Source organism: Flavobacterium sp. (genome assembly GCF_031422135.1).
In the GTDB taxonomy this organism is placed as follows: domain Bacteria; phylum Bacteroidota; class Bacteroidia; order Flavobacteriales; family Flavobacteriaceae; genus Flavobacterium.
The window spans coordinates 1-20,437 of sequence record NZ_JANOQD010000115.1 but is presented as its reverse complement, the minus strand read 5'-3'; the positions used below and the strand labels follow the sequence as shown (position 1 = coordinate 20,437).

Here is a 20,437-nt window from a genome sequence, read left to right as displayed (position 1 = left end):
AACAATTAAAAGTTAAATAGTTATAAGAAATTGTAGCTATTTTTTTTATATTTACTAAAAACTAAACTTCGTATGATTTTCAAAAAAATATACATTCTTTTATTTATATTAGTTACTACATTATGTCTTGGACAACTAAATGTAAAGATAAGTGATGTAAACAATCCAACAGAACCATCAATCTGTATAAATCCAACCAACACCAATCAACTTATTGCAGGAAGTAATATAAATAATGTTTACAAAAGTGACGATGGTGGTGCAACTTGGTCAAGAAAAACATTAACTTCTGCCTATGGTGTTTGGGGAGATCCTGCAATAATTTGTGACAACAACAATAATTTCTATTTCTTTCATTTATCAAATCCTCCCACTTCAGGAAGTTGGATAGATCGGATTGTTTGTCAAAAAACCACTAATCACGGATTAACTTGGAGTACTGGAACTTTTATGGGACTTAATGGATCCAAAGCACAAGACAAACAATGGGCGATTTTTGATAATTCTACAAATAATATTTATGTAACTTGGACGGAGTTTGATGTCTATGGTAGTAGCAATCCGTCAGATAAATCAAATATTCGTTTTTCCAAATCGACTGATTTTGGATCTACTTGGTCGACTGCTTTAAAAATAAACAATACAGATGGCAATTGTGTGGATGAAAGTGATACTACTGAAGGTGCTGTACCAACAGTTGGCTCAGCGGGACAAATATATGTTTCTTGGACTGGACCAGCTGGAATTGTTTTCAAAAAATCTTTAAATCAAGGTACTACTTGGACTACCACTGAGATTCCTATTTTACCAACGCATCGATGGGATTTTACAATTCCTGGAGTAGATAGAACCAATGGTTTTCCAATCACAGACTGTGACAGAAGTGGAGGTGCTAACAACGGAACGATTTACATAAACTGGTCTGATCAAAGTAATGGTGTTAACGATACCGATATATTCCTAAAAAAATCAACCGATGGAGGTGTGACTTGGAGTGCTTCAAAACGTGTTAATAATGATACGACAGGAAAACATCAGTTTTTTTCTTGGATGACTGTAGATCAAACTAACGGTTACATTTATATTGTTTTTTATGACCGAAGAAATCATACGGACAACAATACTGATGTTTATTTAGCACATTCTATAGATGGAGGTGAGAATTTTACAAATACAAAAATAAGCACTACTCCATTTATTCCATCATCCACAGTTTTCTTTGGAGATTATAGCAATATTTCAGCCCACAATGGCGTTATTAGACCTATTTGGGGCAGACAAGATGGTAGTGTTAAAAGTATATGGACAGCCTTGGTGTCTCAAAGCACTTTAGATACTCCTGAATTTGAAAAAAACAATTCTGAAGAAAATTTAATTTCAAATTATCCCAATCCTAGCAATAGCGATAGTTATGTTTCGTTTAAATTGTATAAAGAAAGTAACGTTTCTGTAAAAATATTTGATTTGTCTGGTAAAGAAATACAAGATGTAACCAACAAAAAATATCCTGAAGGAAAACACATCTTGACTATAAAAAATCAAGTTCTAAAACCTGGCGAATATTTATACAAAATCAAAACCGATTATTATACCAAATCTAAAAAGATGATTGTTAATTAAAAAATTATTGATTATGAAATATTTATTATTACTCATTCCTTTTTTTGGGATATCACAAACCATAAACATACAAAGTTTTGCTACAGGTTTTGACCAACCTGTTGATATAGAAAACGCTGGTGATACTCGTTTGTTTGTAGTGGAAAAAACCGGAAGAATTAAAGTTATTAATGCAGCTGGAGCAGTTAATGCTACTCCTTTTTTAAACTTATCATCATTAGTAACAACCAATAGCGAAAGGGGTTTGTTAGGACTTGCCTTTCACCCTAATTATGTAACCAATGGATTTTTTTATGTGAATTATACTAATCTATCAGGAAATACAGTAATTGCAAGATATTCTAGAAGTTCTGGAGTAGGTGCAAATCCAGATGTAGCAAATGCTACTGGAAATATATTACTTACCATTAATCAGCCATATGCGAATCATAACGGTGGTAGTATCAAGTTTGGACCTGATGGTTATCTATATATAGGTATGGGCGATGGTGGCAGTGGAAATGATCCTGAAAATAGATCCCAAAATATTAATGAAAATTTAGGTAAAATGCTTCGCATAGATGTTAATTCGACTACTGGGGCGCTGCAATATGGTATTCCTGCAACAAATCCTTATGTAGGCATAGCTGGAAATGACGAAATTTGGGCTATTGGATTGCGTAATCCTTGGAAATTTTCTTTCAATCGATTGAATGGCGACTTATGGATTGCCGATGTTGGTCAAGACGCTAGAGAAGAAGTGAATAAAATTCCAAGCCCTTTACCTACAACTGCAAATTTTGGTTGGAGATGCTACGAGGGAGATATAGGTGCTATTACTTCTGGTTGTGTTGCACAATCTGCTACTTATGCACCTATTGCAGCTCCTACACATTCTGCTCCTGACAATAACTGTTCAATAACAGGAGGATATGTTTATACGGGTTCTACTTATCCAAATTTGCAAAATAAATATCTTTTTACCGATTTATGTAATTCAAAAATAGGAATTATTAACGCTGTGGGTACTTTGACTTATTCACAAGATTTTGCGGGTCGAAGTTTTGTTACTTTTGGAGAAACCAATACTGGTGAACTCTATATTGGAGATATAGGCAATGGAACTATTTATAGAATTATTGACACTTCATTAGCAGTCCAAGAATTTGCTAAAAACGGATACAAAATTTATCCCAATCCTTCAAAAAATCAAGTTTATGTGGAAAAATCTGAAGGGAGTTTTCCAACAGAAGTAACCATTTTTGATTTGAATGGGAAAATTATCGCACAACAAAAAACGGAAAACATTCAAAAAAATACAATCAATACAGGAGCTTTAGCATCCGGGTTCTATCTTATGAATATTAAAGACAATCGAGAAACTATTTCCACTCATAAATTAGTGATTGAATAATTATGGCGCAGGATTTGGCACTAATTCTTGAATCTTATTTATCTCGTTAATAATAGTCTCCGATAATAAGATTAGTTCTGAATTGATGTTTTCTTCTAGTTGATCCAAAGTGGTTGCTCCAATAATTGTTGACGTTACAAATTGTTGGTGGTTTACAAACCCAATGGCCATTTCGGTTAATGTCAATCCATTTTCGTGAGCTAAATTTAGATATAATTTTGTAGCTTTATGACAATTTTCGTTAGTATATCTTGTAAATTGAGGGAACAAGCCAATGCGAGAATTAGCATTAACTCCGGATAAATGTTTTCCAGATAAAAATCCAAAGCCTAAAGGAGAATAAGCCAACAAACCTACATTTTCGCGTATACTTATTTCTGATAACCCTACTTCAAACAAACGATTTAATAACGAATACGGATTTTGAATGGTGACAATTTTAGGCAAATTGTGCCTTTCACTTTCCATCAAATAGCGCATCACTCCCCAAGAATTTTCATTAGAAACTCCTATGTGTTTTATTTTCCCTTGCTTTATTAATCCATCAAAAGTAGTTAAAACATCAAAAATAGAATCCTGCCATTTTAAATCAATATCACAAATACCACGCTGACCAAACATATTCATAACCCGTTCAGGCCAATGCATTTGATACAAATCAATATAATCGGTTTGCAAATTGACTAAACTTTTGTCAACAGCTTCAATGATGTTTTTTTTAGAAAAACTCAAATCCTCTCTTATGTAACCCATGCCGCGATTTGGGCCAGCTATTTTAGTTGCCAAAACGATTTTATCTCTCTTACCCGATTTTTTAAACCAGTTACCAATATATTTTTCTGTTAATCCTAACGTTTCTTTTCGAGCAGCAATAGGATACATTTCGGCAGTATCTATAAAATTGACATCTCTTTCAAAAGCAAAATCCAATTGCGAGTGCGCTTCAGATTCAGAGTTTTGTTCCCCAAAAGTCATCGTGCCAAGGCATATTTTACTGACTTTTATGTTGGTGTTTGGGAGTGTTGTGTATTTCATTTTGAAGGTTCTGAGGTTTAGAGTTGCAGGGTGACAAAGGCGCAAAGGTACAAAGTTTTTTAAAAAATAAGGCCCTAAGAAAATCTTAGAACCTTATAAAATTTGTGCTTTAGAACCTTTTATATTTCATTCAACATTTTAGAAATCTCATCTAGTTTTGGAGTCAGAATAATCTCGATTCTACGGTTTTTTGCTTTTCCTTCTGGAGTATCATTACTCATTAAAGGGGAGTGTTCGCCACGACCTGCAGCCGTTAGATTTTCTTTTTTAACTTTGGCATTTTCACCCATTATATTTACAATTGCAGTAGCACGTTTGGTCGATAAATCCCAATTGTTTTCAATTTGTCCCACAGCACCAGAGAATTTATCATTGTCGGTATGACCTTCAATTAAAACCGATAAATCTGGGTTGTCGCCTAATACTTTTGCTACAACAACCACAGCTTTTTTTCCTTCAGCACCAACCGCCCAACTACCCGATTCAAAAAGCAATTTGTTCTCCATAGAAACATATACTTTCCCGTCTTTCTGTTGTATCGTCAATCCTTTTCCTTCAAAAGCTTTTAATGATTTTGACAAAGTTTCTTTCAGTTTTTTCATTGCAGCTTCTTTGGCAGCAATCAAAACTTCAAGTTCGTTAACTCTGTTAGAACGGTCTTTTAAATCTGCATTTAGTTTTGCCAAACGGTCTTTTTCGCTAGCTAATGCCTTCTCTTTAGCTTGTAGTTGTGCTAACAAATCCCTGTTTTTACCTAAATTCGATTGCAACGCTTCGCCGCTATCTTTCTCTAAAGCACTGTAAGCACTTTGCAAAGCCTTAAAGTTATTATCAGAAGCAGTGTACTCATTTGCCAATTTGTCACGGTCTAATTTTGCTTTTTCAAGTTCCGTTTTTAAAGTCGCATTGTCTGTTTCAAATTGATTTTTACCTAATTTCAATGCTTCATTTTCATCAGCAAGAGTTCGATTTTCTTTTTTCAAATCGGTCAATTTGTTTTCTAAATCAGCGTATACTTTTTTAGATACGCAAGATGTTGTTATGGCTAAAAGGAGTAATCCTAGTGAGAGTTTTTTAATCATTTTTTTAATGTTATCTAATTTATTATTAATCTTCTATTTCAACCATAATTGGGCAATGGTCAGAGTGTTTTGCTTCAGGCAATATGATTGCTCTTGTCATTTTATGTTTTAAGTTATCGCTAACCAAGTTGTAATCGATTCGCCAGCCTTTGTTATTGCCTCTTGCGCCAGCACGGTAACTCCACCAACTGTACTGATGTGGTTCTTTATTAAAATGACGAAAACTATCCACAAAACCCGATTTCATAAAACCATCTATCCAACTGCGTTCTTCGGGCAAAAATCCTGAAACTTTTGCATTTCGAATGGGGTCGTGAATGTCAATTGCCTGATGGCAAATATTATAATCACCACAAATAACGAGATTTGGGAATTCTATTTTGAGTGTGTTAATGTAATTTTGAAAATCATCCATAAACATAAATTTATGATCTAATCTGTCACTATTTGTTCCTGATGGTAAGTACAAACTCATCACCGAAATCCCATCAAAATCAACACGCACATTGCGCCCTTCAAAATCCATGTGTTTAATTCCTGTTCCAAAAACCACATTGTTAGGTTTTGTTTTTGACAAAATAGCCACACCACTATATCCTTTTTTTTGTGCCGAAAAATAATATTGATATGGATACCCAGCTGCGGTAATTTCATCTACTGGTATTTGATCTTCGTTTGCTTTTATTTCTTGCAGACAAATAATATCTGGATTTGCACTTTGCAACCAGTCTAAAAAACCTTTAGTGATTGCAGCTCTTATTCCATTTACATTGTATGAAATGATTTTCATAATCCGATTTTACTTTTTTTCAAAAGTAATAAAAAAAGGGATATTTACTCCTTAATTATTTAATTTAACTAGACAAAAATCATTATTGTGTATATTTACATAAAATTGTTATATATTGATTCCTAATGAAAAATACTTTCACATTATTCCTAACATTGACAACGTTTTTTTGCTTCTCACAAACCGAAGAAACAATTCAAATTAATAACATTCTAGATTCTTGGCACAAAGCAGCTGCCGAAGCCCGTTTTGATGACTATATGAATGCTATGACTTCTGACGCAATCTATATAGGTACAGACGCCACCGAAAACTGGAACAAAAAGGATTTTATGGCATTTGCAAAACCGTATTTTGACAAAGGAAAAGCGTGGAATTTTACGGCATTAGAAAGACATATTTACATTTCTAAAGATAAAGAAACAGCTTGGTTTGACGAATTATTAAACACACAAATGAAAATTTGTCGTGGTTCTGGAGTTATGATTAAAGTGAGCTCACAATGGAAAATTCAACATTATGTATTGTCTATGACCATTCCAAATGAAGTTACAAATCAAGTAATTAAAATAAAAGAAAGTATTGAAAATCCAATTATTGAGAAATTTAAAAAATAAAAAAACGAATCGTTTTTTTATTTGTAAACAGTCTCTTTTAGTTTACTAATCATTTCCACCGTCATATTCTCCATATCAAAATCATTTTTCCAACCCCAATCTTTTCTTGCTTCAGCATCATCAATACTAGCAGGCCAAGAGTCCGCAATTTTCTGACGAAAATCTGGGGCATATTCAATAGTGAAATTAGGGAAGTGTTTTTTGATTTCTTCTGCAATTTCAGCAGGAGTAAAACTCATTCCAGATAAGTTATACGAAGATCTAATCTTGATTTTATCTCCATCGGCCTGCATAATACTTACTGTTGCCTTAATCGCATCATCCATATACATCATAGGCAATCCTGTATTTTCAGACAAGAACGATGTGAATTTTCCGTCCGTAATGGCTTTATGATAAATATCTACAGCATAATCTGTAGTTCCTCCACCTGGCGGAGTTGACCACGAAATTAGACCTGGATAACGAATGCTTCGAACATCAACACCATATTGTGTATGATAATATTCACACCAGCGTTCCCCAGTTTGCTTGCTAATTCCGTAAACCGTTGAAGGTTCCATAATGGTATATTGTGGCGTATTTTCTCGTGGTGTTGTAGGGCCAAAAACGGCGATACTTGAAGGCCAAAATATTTTTTTTATTTTTCCAGATTTCGCCAAATTCAAAACGTGAAAAAGTGAATTCATATTCAAATCCCATGCAAAAGCTGGATTTTTTTCGGCAGTTGCTGATAATAATGCCGCCATCAAGTACACATCTGTAATTTGATATTTTTCTAACAAATGCTCGATTTGATTGTAATCTAAAGCATTTACAACCTCAAAAACTCCTTCGTTAACAATATCATTGTTTAGCTTTCTAATATCTGAAGCTATTACATTTTCATTTCCATAAATAGCTCTTAACTTATGTGTTAATTCGGTTCCTATTTGTCCGCAAGCACCTATAATTAATATTTTTGTTTCCATTTTTTGAAATCTTGATGCACAAAGATAAGGTTTTCGTAAATTATAGCGTTAAGAACTTTAACAGATTTAAGAAACCAAAAAACAAAATAACTACATTTGCTACTTTAGTTATTTTTAGGTTTAAAATATGAAATTAAAACTGTCCTTTTGCCTATTGATTCTCATTAGTTTTTTGTCTTGTAAGGACGATACTAAAATCAATCAAGTAGAAATTTTAAAAGCATCCAAACAAAAAAATTTGGTTTTTACTAACATTAACAATGCTTGGAGCTTTTCCCCACGAAATCTATCGCCTGAATCACAAGCCATAACCACAAACTGGAACGAATGGAGATTGTTTACTTCAGAATTAAATCAAAAACCCAAAGGAACTATTGGCGCTTTTCAAAGAAAAACAAAAAGTTTAGTTCAAAAAGCAGCGGTTTTATCCAATACGATTCCAGCAAAACTAAACAAACCGCAAATTAAAAGCCGAATAATGGCAATGGTCACTAAAGTTAAAGCCTTACATACATTTATAAATCTAAATCGAATTCCTGAACAAAAAGTACTTTTATTAATTTCAGATTTGAATATTGAAGTAATTGGTATTCAAGATCAGATAGAAGAAATCGTTCGTAGGGGTAACATTCAATTGGAAGAAGGAGAAAGTGAAATGCTAAATTCTTTAAAAGGAGTTAAAGAAGTACTCCCTATGAAAAACGATATCAATTCGATTGAAAACCAACAATATAAATAATTCCTATCTAACCTAAAGGCTATGACCCAAAATTACACGCAAAAATACTGTAAAATACGCATCTTGTTGTTGCTGGTTCTATTTTCGAACGTAATCCAAGCCCAAACAACAACTTGGAATGGTTCTTGGGATAATAATGAACCTGATAGTACAAAAGATGTATTTTTCATTGCAAATTATACCTCAACAGTTAACATTACTGCCAAGTCAATTACAGTATCTAATAATGCCGTAGTTATAATTCAAGGCGGAATAAGTCCACACACACTTACTGTGCAAGATAATATTTCTATAACTGGAGCCAACTCTAAACTGATTTTTGAAAATAATGCTAGTTTATTGCAAATTAATGCTTCTATAATCAATACTGATAACATTGTTTATAAAAGAGATGCAAATCCAATGCAACAATACGAATACACCTATTGGGGCTCTCCAGTTACAAATCAGACATTAGTAGGGTTTTCACCTTTAACTAGAAGCGATAGGTATTATACATTCAATGCAGATCCATTAGTTAATAATTATGTTTCTGCAAGTCCTAACAACACTATGTTTCCTACTACAGGATATGTAATTCGTGCTCCGGAAAATTATACTGCGACGAAACAAACATTCAACGGAGAATTCGTTGGAACTCCAAATAACGGTAACTATTCTGCCTCGGTAAATGCATATAGTTTAGCTTTAAAAAATAGTAATTTAATAGGAAATCCATATCCATCAGCCATTAGCATTCCCAGTTTGTATGCAGCAAATAGCAATCTTGGCCCTATGTATTTTTGGACACATAAAACTGGCATCACAAACAATGTATTTACAAATGCAGATTATGCCATAAGAACACAAACTTCAGGAACAGCTGCTTATTTGGGTGATCCAATTCCTGGCGATTATATTGCCGCTGGTCAAGGATTTTTTGCATCATCAGGCACAACAGGTTTTATCAATTTCAACAACTCGATGCGAGTTGCTAATTTTAATTCTCAATTTTTTAGAACTGGAAATCTTAGTATTCAAAACCCACCATTGAATTATTATTTTTGGTTAAATATGACCAACATAGGAGGTGCATTTAAACAAATGTCGTTGGGCTATCAAGATAATGCCACTAATGGATATGATTTTGGCATTGATGCTGGTGCCGCAGCTGGAACCTCTATTAATTTCTATTCCTTAATTGGTAATGATGCATTTGCTGTTCAAGGACGCTCTTATCCTTGGAACATAAACGATGTTGTTCCCATAGGATATTCCTCTACAATTGCTGATAGTTTTAATATTAGTATTGATCACACGGATGCGTTTTTTAACACACAGGATATTTTTCTAGAAGACACCACTTTAGCTGTTTTCCATAATTTAAAAAATGGATCTTATAATTTTAATACTGCTATTGGGACGTTTAATTCCAGATTTAAAATTCATTATGTTAATCCAACTTTGTCTAACAATGGTTTTTTTACAAATTCAAATTCAGTTTATGTAACTTCAAAAGATAATGAAATTCAAATTAATTCAACTCTGATTAAAATAAAAAACATTCAGATTTACAACATCTTGGGACAGCTGCTTTTTGAACAAAAAAATAGTAACTTAAACAAATTTTTTATTTCAAAAGTAGCAAAACAAAATCAAGCTTTAATTGTTAAAACCGAATTAGAAAACGGACAGATAGTTTCTAAAAAATTAATTTTCTAAATTTCTAATTAAACTGTTGTTGTTAAAAAGTACAAGAGGATTTTTTTTTGCTTAAAAAGTCAAGGTATATTTGCATAAAATAATTTCCATTGAGCACCAAAATCATTACCCAAAAATATAGCGAAAATCCTAAAACGCTTGCTGTTTCAAAAGCAATTCAAGGCGATAACAAAATTCATATCAAAGGATTAATAGGTTCATCTCTTTCGTTTGTGGTGCAAGCTTTGTTTGAAAAAAGCGAAAATTCCTTTTTGCTTTTATGCAACGAAAAAGAAGAAGCCGCCTATGTTTTAAACGATTTAGAACAGCTCGTAGGCGATCAAGACGTCTTGTTTTATCCAAGTTCGTACAGAAGACCTTACCAGATTGAAGATACTGATAATGCAAATATCTTACTACGTTCGGAAGTTTTAAACCGAATTAATTCTCGTCAAAAACCAGCCATTATTGTTTCCTATCCTGAAGCTATTTTTGAAAAAGTAGTCACTAAAAAAGAGTTGGAGAAAAACACTTTAAAAATTTCGGTTGGCGATCAAGTTTCTATCGATTTTATCAACGAAGTGTTATTTGAATATGAATTCAAACGTGTGGATTTCATAACCGAACCGGGAGAATTCTCTGTTCGTGGCGGAATATTAGACGTGTTTTCTTTTTCGAACGAGAATCCGTATCGAATAGAGTTTTTTGGCAACGAAGTCGATAGTATTAGAACGTTTGATGTGGCAACACAGCTTTCTATCGAAAAAAAGCAGAAAATTGCTGTTGTTCCCAATTTTGAAAATAAATTTTTACAAGAAAATCGAGAGAGTTTTTTGCAATATATAAACGGAAAAACAACTATTTTTATTCAAAACACCGATTTATTACTAACTCATTTGGATAAATTATTTGGCAAAGCCGAAGAAACTTTTGAGAAGTTAAATAAAGACATCAAGCACGCCTCGCCTGAACAATTATTTTTAAATCAGGTAGCATTTATAAAGCAAGCTTTAAATTTTTGTGTCATAGAATTGGCTTCTAAACCCACATTTAGAGCTTCGGAAAATTTCGAATTTCATATTAAACCGCAACCTTCTTTCAACAAACAATTCGATTTGTTATTGAATAATTTGAAGGAAAATCACGAACATCAATACAAGAATTATCTTTTTTGTTCTAATGCACAACAAGCAAAACGCTTTGATGATATATTTGAGAGTCTCGACGAACAAAATCACGAAACCATTGCCAAGCAATACGAAACCATTGTTTTGCCATTGTATCAAGGTTTTATTGATGAAGAAAACCAAATAGCGTGTTTCACCGATCATCAAATTTTTGAACGATACCATAAATTCTCCATCAAAAACGGGTATTCAAAAAAACAAACCATAACGCTCAAAGAACTGACTTCACTGGTAGTTGGAGATTATGTGACACACATTGACCACGGAATAGGAAAATTTGGTGGACTACAAAAAATACAAGTCGAAGGCAAAACCCAAGAAGCTATAAAACTGGCATATGCCGACAATGATATTGTGTATGTAAGCATTCATTCATTACACAAAATCTCAAAATATACAGGGAAAGATGGTGCGCCACCCAAAATTTACAAACTCGGTTCTGGTGCTTGGAAAGCATTAAAACAAAAAACAAAAGCCAGAGTAAAACACATTGCATTCAACCTAATTCAGTTGTATGCCAAGCGAAGATTAGACAAAGGTTTCGCTTTTGCACCTGATAGCTATTTGCAACACGAGCTGGAAAGTTCGTTTATTTATGAAGACACCCCAGACCAACTCAAATCTACTCAAGAAGTAAAAACCGATATGGAAAGCGATCGTCCAATGGACCGTTTGGTTTGCGGCGATGTAGGTTTCGGGAAAACAGAAGTGGCTATTCGTGCAGCATTCAAGGCTGTGGATAATGGCAAGCAAGTCGCTATTTTGGTACCAACAACCATTCTAGCCTACCAACATTACAGAACATTTACTGAAAGGTTAAAAGAGATGCCAGTTACTATCAATTATTTAAATCGATTTAGAACCGCTAAGCAAAAAGCCGAAACATTAAAAGATTTAGAATCAGGAAAAGTAGATATTATTATAGGAACGCACCAGTTGGTGAGCAAAAACGTAATTTTTAAAGATCTAGGATTACTTATTGTTGATGAAGAACAAAAGTTTGGTGTCAATGTCAAAGACAAACTCAAAATGATTACAGCAAACGTGGATACGCTGACATTAACCGCAACACCTATTCCGAGAACATTACAGTTTTCGCTAATGGCAGCAAGAGATTTATCAGTCATCACAACGCCGCCGCCCAACAGATATCCTATCGAAACTAATGTAGTGGGTTTTAATGAGGAAACCATTCGCGATGCTATTTCGTTCGAAATTGAACGTGGCGGACAAGTGTTTTTTATTAATAATAGAATAGAAAATATAAAGGAAGTGGCTGGAATGATTCAACGATTGGTGCCTGATGCCAAAGTTGGAATTGGTCACGGACAAATGGATGGTAAGAAACTCGAAGAACTGATGCTCGCTTTTATGGAAGGTGAGTTTGATGTTTTGGTTGCTACAACCATCATCGAAAGTGGTTTAGATGTACCTAATGCAAACACTATTTTCATTAATAATGCCAATAATTTTGGACTCTCTGATTTGCACCAAATGCGAGGTCGTGTGGGAAGAAGCAATAAGAAAGCATTTTGTTATTTTATATGTCCGCCTTATTCTGTAATGACGGATGATGCTCGAAAGAGAATTCAAGCTCTGGAACAATTTTCTGAACTGGGAAGTGGGTTGAATATTGCTATGAAAGATTTGGAAATTCGTGGTGCAGGCGATTTATTGGGCGGTGAACAAAGCGGTTTTATAAACGAAATAGGTTTTGATACCTATCAAAAAATACTAAACGAAGCCATCGAAGAACTCAAAGAAAACGAGTTTAAAGAATTGTATTCTGATGATGAAAATACTACCGAAAAAGAATATGTAAAAGATTTACAAATAGATTCCGATTTTGAGTTGCTTTTTCCAGACGATTACATCAATAGTGTAACCGAAAGGCTGGCTTTATACAATGCTTTAGCGATTATAAAAGATGAAAATGGCTTGCAAGAATATGAAAAACAACTGATTGACCGTTTTGGAGCGTTACCAAAACAAGCCATCGCCTTACTCAATAGTTTACGCATCAAATGGATTGCCACCAAAATGGGCGTCGAGAAACTCATCCTCAAACAAGGCAAAATGATCTGTTATTTTGTTTCCGACCAGCAAAGTGATTATTACCAATCCAACAGTTTCCATAAAGTATTGCAATTTGTACAAAAACAACCTCAACTTTGTAAAATGAAAGAGAAAGAAACCAAAAACGGTTTGCGATTGTTATTGACTTTCGAGAATGTGAAAAGTGTTAAAAAAGCGTTAGAATTGATGGAGATGGTTTAGAATCTATATTTTATATTCAAAAGCAAATATCTTGGAATTAGTTTGATACTGGATGTACTTGATGTGTAATTATCTAGTGTTGATATAGCAAAACTATCTTCATTAGTAATATTATTTAATAGAATTCTATAAGACAACTTACTTGCCACAGGTGTATAATTTACAACCGTATTTAAAAAAGAATAATTAACACTATTTAATTGATAAAATACACTATTAAATTCCACTAAACAGGTTTTTGAAATTTTATAATTTAAATTAAAAAATGCATCTTTAGTTATATTATTTGAATTTATAAATTTAAAGCTAGATTTATAAAAATTATATGTTAATCCAAAATCAAAGTTAACAGGCAAGCTAAAGTAACTATTTCCTGAAAACTTGTAATTTCCAGAGTAGGTTTTAAGGTTTACAAATTCATCATCATTTACTTTTGTTGGGTTGATACCAAAAGCTTGATTAGTCTCAATTTTTACTGACAACTTTAAACTTCTAAAGTAATTTATAAAATTAAAATTAATACTATGATTTTTAGCGCCATTAACTAACATATATTTAGAAAAAGTGAAATTTTCATTAATTTCACTTTCTTTTCCTATTGTGGATTTTACATCAACATAAGAAATTGTTGTATTAACTGCGAATCTTTTCTCATCATTCAACAAGGAGTGACTTAATAAATATGAAATGTTTTTAGTTATTTTATCAAATGTAGTTCCTTTCGTAAAACCATTATAATTGTTTAATGCAAAATTATTCGTTAAAAAATTAATTTCTGGTAACTTACTATTTTTTGAGATTGAGAAAAGAAAAAAACCAAGACTTTTGTCTTTTATATTCAACGATATTTGAGGATTAAATAAATAAACACTACCTTTATTAGAGTACACATCAAAATTGTTGTAAATATAATTTACGTTTGTTGTTAAATTTATTTTTTCGGAAAAACTGTATCGTAAACTATTTCCTATCGATAGGATATTTTGCTTTAAGTTTAGTCTGTTTTCATATTCATTTCTATTAGAATTATTAATTATCAAATCGTTGTTAACTGTCTCAAAATTGTTTTCAGAATTAAAATCTAATACGTAATTTATTTTTTTATGTTTTGAAATTATTTTGCTTTTTAATCCAAAATAAGATAGATGGTGATCAAAAGTTTGATTGCTTACACTAGTATTATTAACGCTTAAAAAATCATTTAAAAATGGAGATAAAAGTTTATTCCTATTAACCAATTTATCATTACCAAAATACAAATAATTATTTAGTATACTTTTTTTACTAATTTTAAAAGTATGATATAGATGGTTATACATACTTTGATTTTTTACTTTTGAAGACTGATTTATTTGACTATTGTTAAAAATAGTATTGCTAAAAATAGTATTTGGATTGTTTCTATAAATAAACGAATTGGTAAAATAATTCTTGACGTTTGGATAATATTTCAATTCTATTTCAACTGCTGCTACTGTTTTTTTTTCGTTATATTTATTTGTTTCCAAAAAAACGATAGGCGTACTATCGATGTTGTATTTTGTTTCTAGAAATGAATCTTGAATTTGATTATCATTTGTAAAAAAACTCTGTCCCCTCATAGTGAGATTAGATTGCAGCTTTGTTGTAAAACTTAAGGAATTCAATAGTGCTTTATTAAAAATACTTTGAGACTTGCTAAACGTATTGTTCTCGTTACTGCTGATGTTGTAAAATGGTTTCGTCTTTTTCTCATAACGATCTTCACCAAATAAATTATTGTTATTTATGTTTTCGATCATCAAATCTGTTGCTTTCTCACCAGAATTGTTGTAATCAGCAAAATAAAAAAGTTTAACTTTTTTTCGTAATAAACCTAAGTTAATACTTTCTTTCCAGCGGTTTTCAGAAACCACACCAGCTCCAAGATTTATATTTCCAAACCATATGTTCTTTTTATTTTTTTTGAGTTTTAAATTAATGGCAACCTTATTTGAACTAACCATATTTTTCAAAATAGGATTGTCTTCAAAATCATCTAAAATTTGAACAGCATCTAAAACCTTTGCATCTAGGTTTTTTGATAATAGTTTATAGTTTTTATCAAAAATATCGTCTCCTTCTACCAGAAGTTTATCTATATACTTCCCGTGAGCCTTGATAGATCCGTCTTTTTGAACTTCAATTCCAGGAATTTTTTTTAATATATCTTCTATGGTTTGCTCCGTTTGATTAATAAATTTAGCAATTTTAATTGTTGTTGTGTCTCCTTCTTTTTTTATAGGTTTGTTTTCAATTAATACTTCTGTAAGCGTTTCCATTTTTTCATTTAAAATAATATCATTAAGTTTCATATTATTTTCAGAAATTAAAAGTTCAGACTCCCTTTTTTGATATCCCAAACTGGAAACAACTACTCTATAGATTGTATTCCTTTTTGTAAAACGCAAATTAAAAAATCCTAAATCATTGCTGTATGTATATGCAATGGTGGCATTGGATTCATCTAAAATTAAAACAGAAGCACTTACAATGCCTCTGTTTAAATTATCTTTTACTAAACCCGATATATTTATCTCTTGGGAAAAAACTAACGTTTGAAATAAAAAAACAAAAATTATTTTTTTAAACATTATTCCATAAATTCTTTGAAAAGTTCTTCTTTGGTATTTTTTATTGCATCAATACCCAACAATATCCCCTTTTCGTATGCGGCAAGCAAATTATTGTCGCACCACGCTAAATATTCTTTTACAGAAAACCATTTTTTACCTGATTCCAATACAACTTTTGATATTGGAGCAGCGTTTTTAGTAGGATATTCTAATTTTTGCATACAAAAATAAAACTTTTCATCAGTATCATAGGCTTCTAAAATAAGACCTGGTAGCCCTTGTAATTTCCATGGACCAAAAGGAACGGGGATTTCATTAGTATACCATGCGGTATATTCTCGTCCTCTAAAAAAAGCTATAGCTTTTTTACACTCAAAAATCCCTATTTTTTTTGTTTCATTAAACAGTTTCCAGTTAATGACTGCTTTTTTTTCTTTTACATAAGCAAACTTATCCCAACTCCAGCTACTCCAAACGGTGTCTTTTTTCAATGAAGTGTAAACTTGAAAACCATGTTTATAGGACATTACCCCTCCAGTATTTAGTACCACAACGCTACCCTCCTTATTCCCATAACTTTCTTTTGATTCTGTGGCAATTAAGTTATTTATCGAGTCTTTTCTAGTTACATAACTGGATTCGAATTTATTAAAAACCAAACAAGACGGTTCAACGGGTCCATTTTTTCCTCCAATATGTGGGCTTTCTATCTGACTGTAAAACACTACTCCTTTAGTTATAGCGTTTTGAGCAGAACAAAATGAGGCAATCAAAAAAACAAAAATAAATCTAAATTTATTCATAAAGTATTACTGTTTAAAATTAGTTGTAGGCTAAAAAAATCAAAAATAACTTTTTTAAACATTATTCCATAAATTCTTTGAAAAGATCTTCTTTAGAATCTTTTACCATATCAACTCCAAGAAGTATTCCTTTTTCATAGACTTTAAGTAAGTTGTTATCGCACCAATCAAAATATTCTTTTACAGTAAACCATTTTTTACCTGCTTCCAGCATTATTTTTGATATTGGTGTAGGATTTTGAGTAGGATACTCTAATTTACGCATACAAAAATAAAATTTTTCGTCAGTATCATAGGCTTCTAGTATAAGTCCTGGTAATCCTTGTAGTTTCCATGGTCCGAAAGGAACAGGAATTTCGTTAGTATACCAAGCTGTATATTCTCGCCCTCTAAAAAATGCTTTGGCTTTATGGCACTCAAAATTTCCTATTTTTTTAGTTTCAGCAAGCAATTTCCAGTTAATAGTCGCTTTTTTCTCTTTCACGTAAGCAAACTTATCCCAACTCCAACTACTCCAAACGGTATCCTTTTTTAAGGAAGTGTATACTTGAAAACCGTGTTTATAGGACATTAAATTTCCCATATTCATGACTACAACACTACCGTCTTTGTTCTCGTAACTATCTTTCGATTCTGGAGCAATTAAATTATTGAGCGAATCTTTTCTGGTAGCATAGCTGGATTCTAGTTTGTTAAATACCAAACTGGATTTTTCAGCAGGCCCATTTTTTCCTCCTATGTGTGGACTTTCTATTTGAATATATAATACAACCCCCTTATCCGTTGCATTTTGAGCAAAACAAAATGAGGTGATTAAAAAAACAAAAAACAATTTAAATTTATTCATATAACATTCGTATTTTAAATATTAAAAAAAGAAACAAGCTAAAAAGATGCCAAAAAGATTTTTTTAACTTGTTAATTTAAATAGTTAGTAATTTATTTATAAATTACTAGTGCGATATAACACCCCCAGCACAAAAACCACTAGCTATAGCAACAGCTTGAGAAGCACTACCAGCCCAAAATCCGAAATCAACTCCACCACAAGATGTTCTGTAATAAACGGGTTTTGCAACTACTTCACTTGTAGTTTTAACTTTAACGATTTTTGTTGCAACTTTTCCAGTACTAGCAAATGTAGTTGCTCCTACGGAAAGAAACAATACTAAAAGAAATTTTTTCATAGTTTTTTGAATTATGTTATTGAATAATTTAGATGCAAATTTTAAAAAAAGTATATTTGTTACCTATTGGAAAAGCAATAATCCATATTGGATAAACAATAAATTTATGAATGTAGGATACAAAATAAAAAAGTTAAGAGAAAAAAGAAAAATGTCTCAACCAGATTTAGCAGAAATTTTAGGCATTTCACAAACCTCATTATCGCACATTGAGAATGGAATTGTCAAGAAACTTGATTTTCTTTTAATGGATAAAATATGTAAAGAGTTTGATGTTGATTTTGAATATTTTTTAGAAGGTAAACAGATTAATAGAGTTAAAACAAATCAAGGTGCAATTGCATTTAATATTGAGACTGTGAATAATTTTCCAGAAAACATTATCGAACAACTTAAACTACTCATAGAAGACAATAAACAAAAGGATCTTCGTGTTAAAGAACTAGAAAATTTGTTGAAAAACACAAAATAATTATACTTCGTTTATCGTTCAATAATCTGAAAAGTGTTAGAATTGATGGAGATGGTTTAAAAATAATAAAACGCATCTTCCAAATGTTCAATATTAAATTTTTTACCCTCTTTACTAATGGCAATAATGTCAAAACGAATTTCTAGATCTAAATCATTTGAAATTACATATTCGTTAACGGCTTTAACCAAAAGTTGAATTTTTGCTGGTTTTACAAAGTCTTGTGGCGAACCAAAATCGATACTAGAACGGGTTTTTACTTCAACTACAGCTAGAATATTCCCTTTTTGGGCAATAATGTCAATTTCGGCTTTCTGAAAAGTCCAGTTGGTTTCCAAAATATCATAACCGTTTTTCTGAAGAAATTCAACCGAAAGTTCTTCGCCAAGTTTGCCAAGTTCGTTGTGTTCTGCCATAATAATTACTGATTTTTGTCATTTCGACGAAAGAAAAATCTATTCAAAAGTAACTTTACTACAAACCGAATCCACACTAATCGAAACTTTATTTCCCATAATTAAAGCGCGATTGTCTGATATATGACCTGCTGGGAAGTTATAAATTACTGGAATATTGTATTTTTTAGTCACATCTTCAATGATTTGCAAAGCATCTTTTCCCCAAGGAATGTCGTTGTCTTTCATTTTGGTCATCGAACCCACAATAATTCCTTTGATGCTTTCCAGACAACCATTTCTGCGTAAATTCATCATCATTCTATCAATATGGTACAAATATTCGTCTAAATCTTCCATAAAAAGAATTTTGTCATCGCAATTTATTGCCGATGGCGAACCCATTAAACTATATAAAATCGATAGATTTCCGCCTACTAATTCGCCCAACGCATTTCCTATTTTATTCATAGAATGTGTGTCGATTTCGTATTTCAATTTTTCTCCAAACAACGAAATTCGTAACGACTCTTTCGCTTCTTCAGTCGCTTTAGAGCTCACTGGCATTATCCCGTGAATCGATTTGTAACCCATTGTGTTCAAATGGTTGTGCAAAACGGTCACATCGCTAAATCCGATAATCCATTTTGGATTTTGTTTGAATTTAGTAAAATCTAACAAATCTAACATTCGCACCGTTCCGTATCCACCACGAACACACCAAATGGCTTTAATGTTTTGATTGTCCATTTGATCTTGAAAATCTTTGGCGCGTTGTTCGTCGGTTCCAGCCAACTGATTTAAGTCAAGTCCTATTGTTGAACCCACTTTTACATTCAAGCCCCAACTTTGCAACAAATCAGTAGCGAATTTCAAATTATCGTCTATATTTTTTCTAGCAGTGGCAACTATAGCGATGGTGTCGCCTTTTTTTAAATAAGGTGGTGTTATCATTTTGGTTTGTGAATGAATAAAAGTTGAGAATAATAGAAATAAGATTGTAAAAGATTTTTTCATTTTTTGAAATACGATTGTTACAAATGTATAAAAGTTATTTATGTATTGAAACTCTGATGACCCTAATTTTAATGATTACAATGTGTTTTTAAAAAGTGATTTCACAAAGTTTCATAAAGAAAAAACGCAAAGACTCATTAACCTTTATAATTTTCATCCTAATGTCTTTGTGAAATCTTTCTGAATTGCATATCCTGTTTTTGCGGATTTACACAGATTTTTTAATTAAAACGGAATACCCTAGCCCCGATTGAAACGGAAATCCTTTTTTAAATTGTCACACTGAGCTTGTCGAAGTGGATAATTTAAAAAAGATTGAAGTGTAAAGCGGGAAAAAGCTCCAAATAAAAATTCTATTGCTTATTTTTGCATTTCATTTTATGAAAACGAATTATAATTTTTAATTCGTAATTTTTAATTTTTAATTTTTAATTGATTTATGATTCAAGATCCACAAAGATATACGATTACGGCAGCTTTGCCATATACAAACGGGCCTATTCACATTGGGCATTTAGCCGGTGTTTATGTGCCATCAGACATTTATGCACGCTATTTGCGACTGCAAGGAAAAGATG

General features: G+C 32.1%; 18 protein-coding genes. 8 read left to right on the top strand and 10 right to left on the bottom strand.

All coding sequences use genetic code 11. The features are described from left to right. The first annotated feature begins 72 nt into the window (after positions 1–72). Both RMO70_RS14860 and RMO70_RS14855 read left to right on the top strand, forming a co-directional pair. Positions 73–1,620: a T9SS type A sorting domain-containing protein gene (locus RMO70_RS14860; protein WP_310557225.1), complete on the top strand. Its 1,548-nt coding sequence runs from the start codon at positions 73–75 to the stop codon at positions 1,618–1,620. 13 nt (positions 1,621–1,633) lie between these two features. Then, on the top strand, positions 1,634–3,013 hold the full coding sequence (locus RMO70_RS14855) for a PQQ-dependent sugar dehydrogenase (protein WP_310557224.1): 1,380 nt from the start codon (positions 1,634–1,636) through the stop codon (positions 3,011–3,013). Here the strand turns inward: RMO70_RS14855 and RMO70_RS14850 are convergent, their stop codons facing one another. From RMO70_RS14850 to RMO70_RS14840, 3 genes are all read right to left on the bottom strand, one after another. Then, a complete protein-coding gene (locus tag RMO70_RS14850; protein WP_310557223.1) occupies positions 3,014–4,048 on the bottom strand; it encodes an NADP(H)-dependent aldo-keto reductase in 1,035 nt (344 codons plus the stop codon). 119 nt (positions 4,049–4,167) lie between these two features. After that, on the bottom strand, positions 4,168–5,130 hold the full coding sequence (locus tag RMO70_RS14845) for an OmpA family protein (protein ID WP_310557222.1): 963 nt from the start codon (positions 5,128–5,130) through the stop codon (positions 4,168–4,170). A 25-nt stretch (positions 5,131–5,155) separates the two neighbouring features. Further along, a complete protein-coding gene (locus RMO70_RS14840) occupies positions 5,156–5,920 on the bottom strand; it encodes an exodeoxyribonuclease III (protein WP_310557221.1) in 765 nt (254 codons plus the stop codon). Positions 5,921–6,045: 125 nt separating this feature from the next. On the opposite strand from RMO70_RS14840, the gene RMO70_RS14835 reads away from it, so the two are divergent. Then, entirely contained in the window at positions 6,046–6,537 is a 492-nt protein-coding gene (locus tag RMO70_RS14835; protein WP_310557220.1) for a nuclear transport factor 2 family protein, read from the top strand. A 17-nt stretch (positions 6,538–6,554) separates the two neighbouring features. On the opposite strand, the gene RMO70_RS14830 is transcribed toward RMO70_RS14835, so the two are convergent. After that, positions 6,555–7,508, bottom strand: coding sequence for an L-threonine 3-dehydrogenase (locus RMO70_RS14830; protein WP_310557219.1), 954 nt, complete (start codon positions 7,506–7,508; stop codon positions 6,555–6,557). Positions 7,509–7,635: 127 nt separating this feature from the next. On the opposite strand from RMO70_RS14830, the gene RMO70_RS14825 reads away from it, so the two are divergent. The 3 genes from RMO70_RS14825 (at position 7,636) to mfd (ending at position 13,391) form a co-directional block, all read left to right on the top strand. Next, positions 7,636–8,247, top strand: coding sequence for a hypothetical protein (locus RMO70_RS14825; protein WP_310557218.1), 612 nt, complete (start codon positions 7,636–7,638; stop codon positions 8,245–8,247). A 21-nt stretch (positions 8,248–8,268) separates the two neighbouring features. After that, positions 8,269–9,948, top strand: coding sequence for a T9SS sorting signal type C domain-containing protein (locus RMO70_RS14820; protein ID WP_310557217.1), 1,680 nt, complete (start codon positions 8,269–8,271; stop codon positions 9,946–9,948). A gap of 155 nt (positions 9,949–10,103) precedes the next feature. Next, complete coding sequence (gene mfd / locus RMO70_RS14815) at positions 10,104–13,391, top strand: transcription-repair coupling factor (protein WP_409025095.1); 3,288 nt, start codon at positions 10,104–10,106, stop codon at positions 13,389–13,391. Here mfd and RMO70_RS14810 read toward each other — a convergent pair. The 4 genes from RMO70_RS14810 to RMO70_RS14795 form a co-directional block, all read right to left on the bottom strand. Beyond that, a complete protein-coding gene (locus RMO70_RS14810; protein ID WP_310557215.1) occupies positions 13,388–16,003 on the bottom strand; it encodes a carboxypeptidase-like regulatory domain-containing protein in 2,616 nt (871 codons plus the stop codon). The two genes, mfd and RMO70_RS14810, sit on opposite strands and share 4 nt — an antisense overlap. Further along, on the bottom strand, positions 16,003–16,788 hold the full coding sequence (locus RMO70_RS14805) for a GLPGLI family protein (protein ID WP_310557214.1): 786 nt from the start codon (positions 16,786–16,788) through the stop codon (positions 16,003–16,005). Before RMO70_RS14805 ends, RMO70_RS14810 begins: the two co-directional genes overlap by 1 nt. A 61-nt stretch (positions 16,789–16,849) precedes the next feature. Beyond that, positions 16,850–17,635 (bottom strand): GLPGLI family protein, encoded by a 786-nt coding sequence (locus RMO70_RS14800; RefSeq protein WP_310557213.1) that lies wholly within the window; start codon positions 17,633–17,635, stop codon positions 16,850–16,852. Between the two features lie 106 nt (positions 17,636–17,741). Beyond that, positions 17,742–17,975, bottom strand: coding sequence for a hypothetical protein (locus tag RMO70_RS14795; RefSeq protein WP_310557212.1), 234 nt, complete (start codon positions 17,973–17,975; stop codon positions 17,742–17,744). A gap of 106 nt (positions 17,976–18,081) precedes the next feature. Here RMO70_RS14795 and RMO70_RS14790 point away from each other — a divergent pair, with 106 nt between their 5' ends. Further along, on the top strand, positions 18,082–18,447 hold the full coding sequence (locus RMO70_RS14790) for a helix-turn-helix transcriptional regulator (RefSeq protein WP_310557211.1): 366 nt from the start codon (positions 18,082–18,084) through the stop codon (positions 18,445–18,447). A 56-nt stretch (positions 18,448–18,503) separates the two neighbouring features. Here the strand turns inward: RMO70_RS14790 and RMO70_RS14785 are convergent, their stop codons facing one another. Together RMO70_RS14785 and RMO70_RS14780 are read right to left on the bottom strand one after the other, a co-directional pair. After that, positions 18,504–18,863, bottom strand: coding sequence for a YraN family protein (locus RMO70_RS14785; RefSeq protein WP_310557210.1), 360 nt, complete (start codon positions 18,861–18,863; stop codon positions 18,504–18,506). A 39-nt stretch (positions 18,864–18,902) separates the two neighbouring features. Continuing rightward, entirely contained in the window at positions 18,903–19,859 is a 957-nt protein-coding gene (locus RMO70_RS14780) for an LD-carboxypeptidase (RefSeq protein WP_409025094.1), read from the bottom strand. Between the two features lie 439 nt (positions 19,860–20,298). On the opposite strand from RMO70_RS14780, the gene RMO70_RS14775 reads away from it, so the two are divergent. Continuing rightward, positions 20,299–20,437: class I tRNA ligase family protein (locus RMO70_RS14775; RefSeq protein WP_310557253.1), on the top strand; the 139-nt coding region annotated here is incomplete at its 3' end.

Bases quoted from the DNA above. Each gene is read 5' to 3' on its own strand.
- RMO70_RS14845 (WP_310557222.1), bottom strand. From the start codon at position 5,130: ATGATTAAAAAACTCTCACTAGGATTACTCCTTTTAGCCATAACAACA.
- RMO70_RS14780 (WP_409025094.1), bottom strand. From the start codon at position 19,859: ATGAAAAAATCTTTTACAATCTTATTTCTATTATTCTCAACTTTTATT.
- RMO70_RS14820 (WP_310557217.1), top strand. From the start codon at position 8,269: ATGACCCAAAATTACACGCAAAAATACTGTAAAATACGCATCTTGTTG.
- RMO70_RS14835 (WP_310557220.1), top strand. From the start codon at position 6,046: ATGAAAAATACTTTCACATTATTCCTAACATTGACAACGTTTTTTTGC.
- RMO70_RS14800 (WP_310557213.1), bottom strand. From the start codon at position 17,635: ATGAATAAATTTAAATTGTTTTTTGTTTTTTTAATCACCTCATTTTGT.
- RMO70_RS14850 (WP_310557223.1), bottom strand. From the start codon at position 4,048: ATGAAATACACAACACTCCCAAACACCAACATAAAAGTCAGTAAAATA.
- RMO70_RS14830 (WP_310557219.1), bottom strand. From the start codon at position 7,508: ATGGAAACAAAAATATTAATTATAGGTGCTTGCGGACAAATAGGAACC.
- RMO70_RS14795 (WP_310557212.1), bottom strand. From the start codon at position 17,975: ATGAAAAAATTTCTTTTAGTATTGTTTCTTTCCGTAGGAGCAACTACA.
- RMO70_RS14825 (WP_310557218.1), top strand. From the start codon at position 7,636: ATGAAATTAAAACTGTCCTTTTGCCTATTGATTCTCATTAGTTTTTTG.
- RMO70_RS14860 (WP_310557225.1), top strand. From the start codon at position 73: ATGATTTTCAAAAAAATATACATTCTTTTATTTATATTAGTTACTACA.
- RMO70_RS14805 (WP_310557214.1), bottom strand. From the start codon at position 16,788: ATGAATAAATTTAGATTTATTTTTGTTTTTTTGATTGCCTCATTTTGT.
- RMO70_RS14840 (WP_310557221.1), bottom strand. From the start codon at position 5,920: ATGAAAATCATTTCATACAATGTAAATGGAATAAGAGCTGCAATCACT.
- RMO70_RS14790 (WP_310557211.1), top strand. From the start codon at position 18,082: ATGAATGTAGGATACAAAATAAAAAAGTTAAGAGAAAAAAGAAAAATG.
- RMO70_RS14855 (WP_310557224.1), top strand. From the start codon at position 1,634: ATGAAATATTTATTATTACTCATTCCTTTTTTTGGGATATCACAAACC.
- RMO70_RS14785 (WP_310557210.1), bottom strand. From the start codon at position 18,863: ATGGCAGAACACAACGAACTTGGCAAACTTGGCGAAGAACTTTCGGTT.
- RMO70_RS14810 (WP_310557215.1), bottom strand. From the start codon at position 16,003: ATGTTTAAAAAAATAATTTTTGTTTTTTTATTTCAAACGTTAGTTTTT.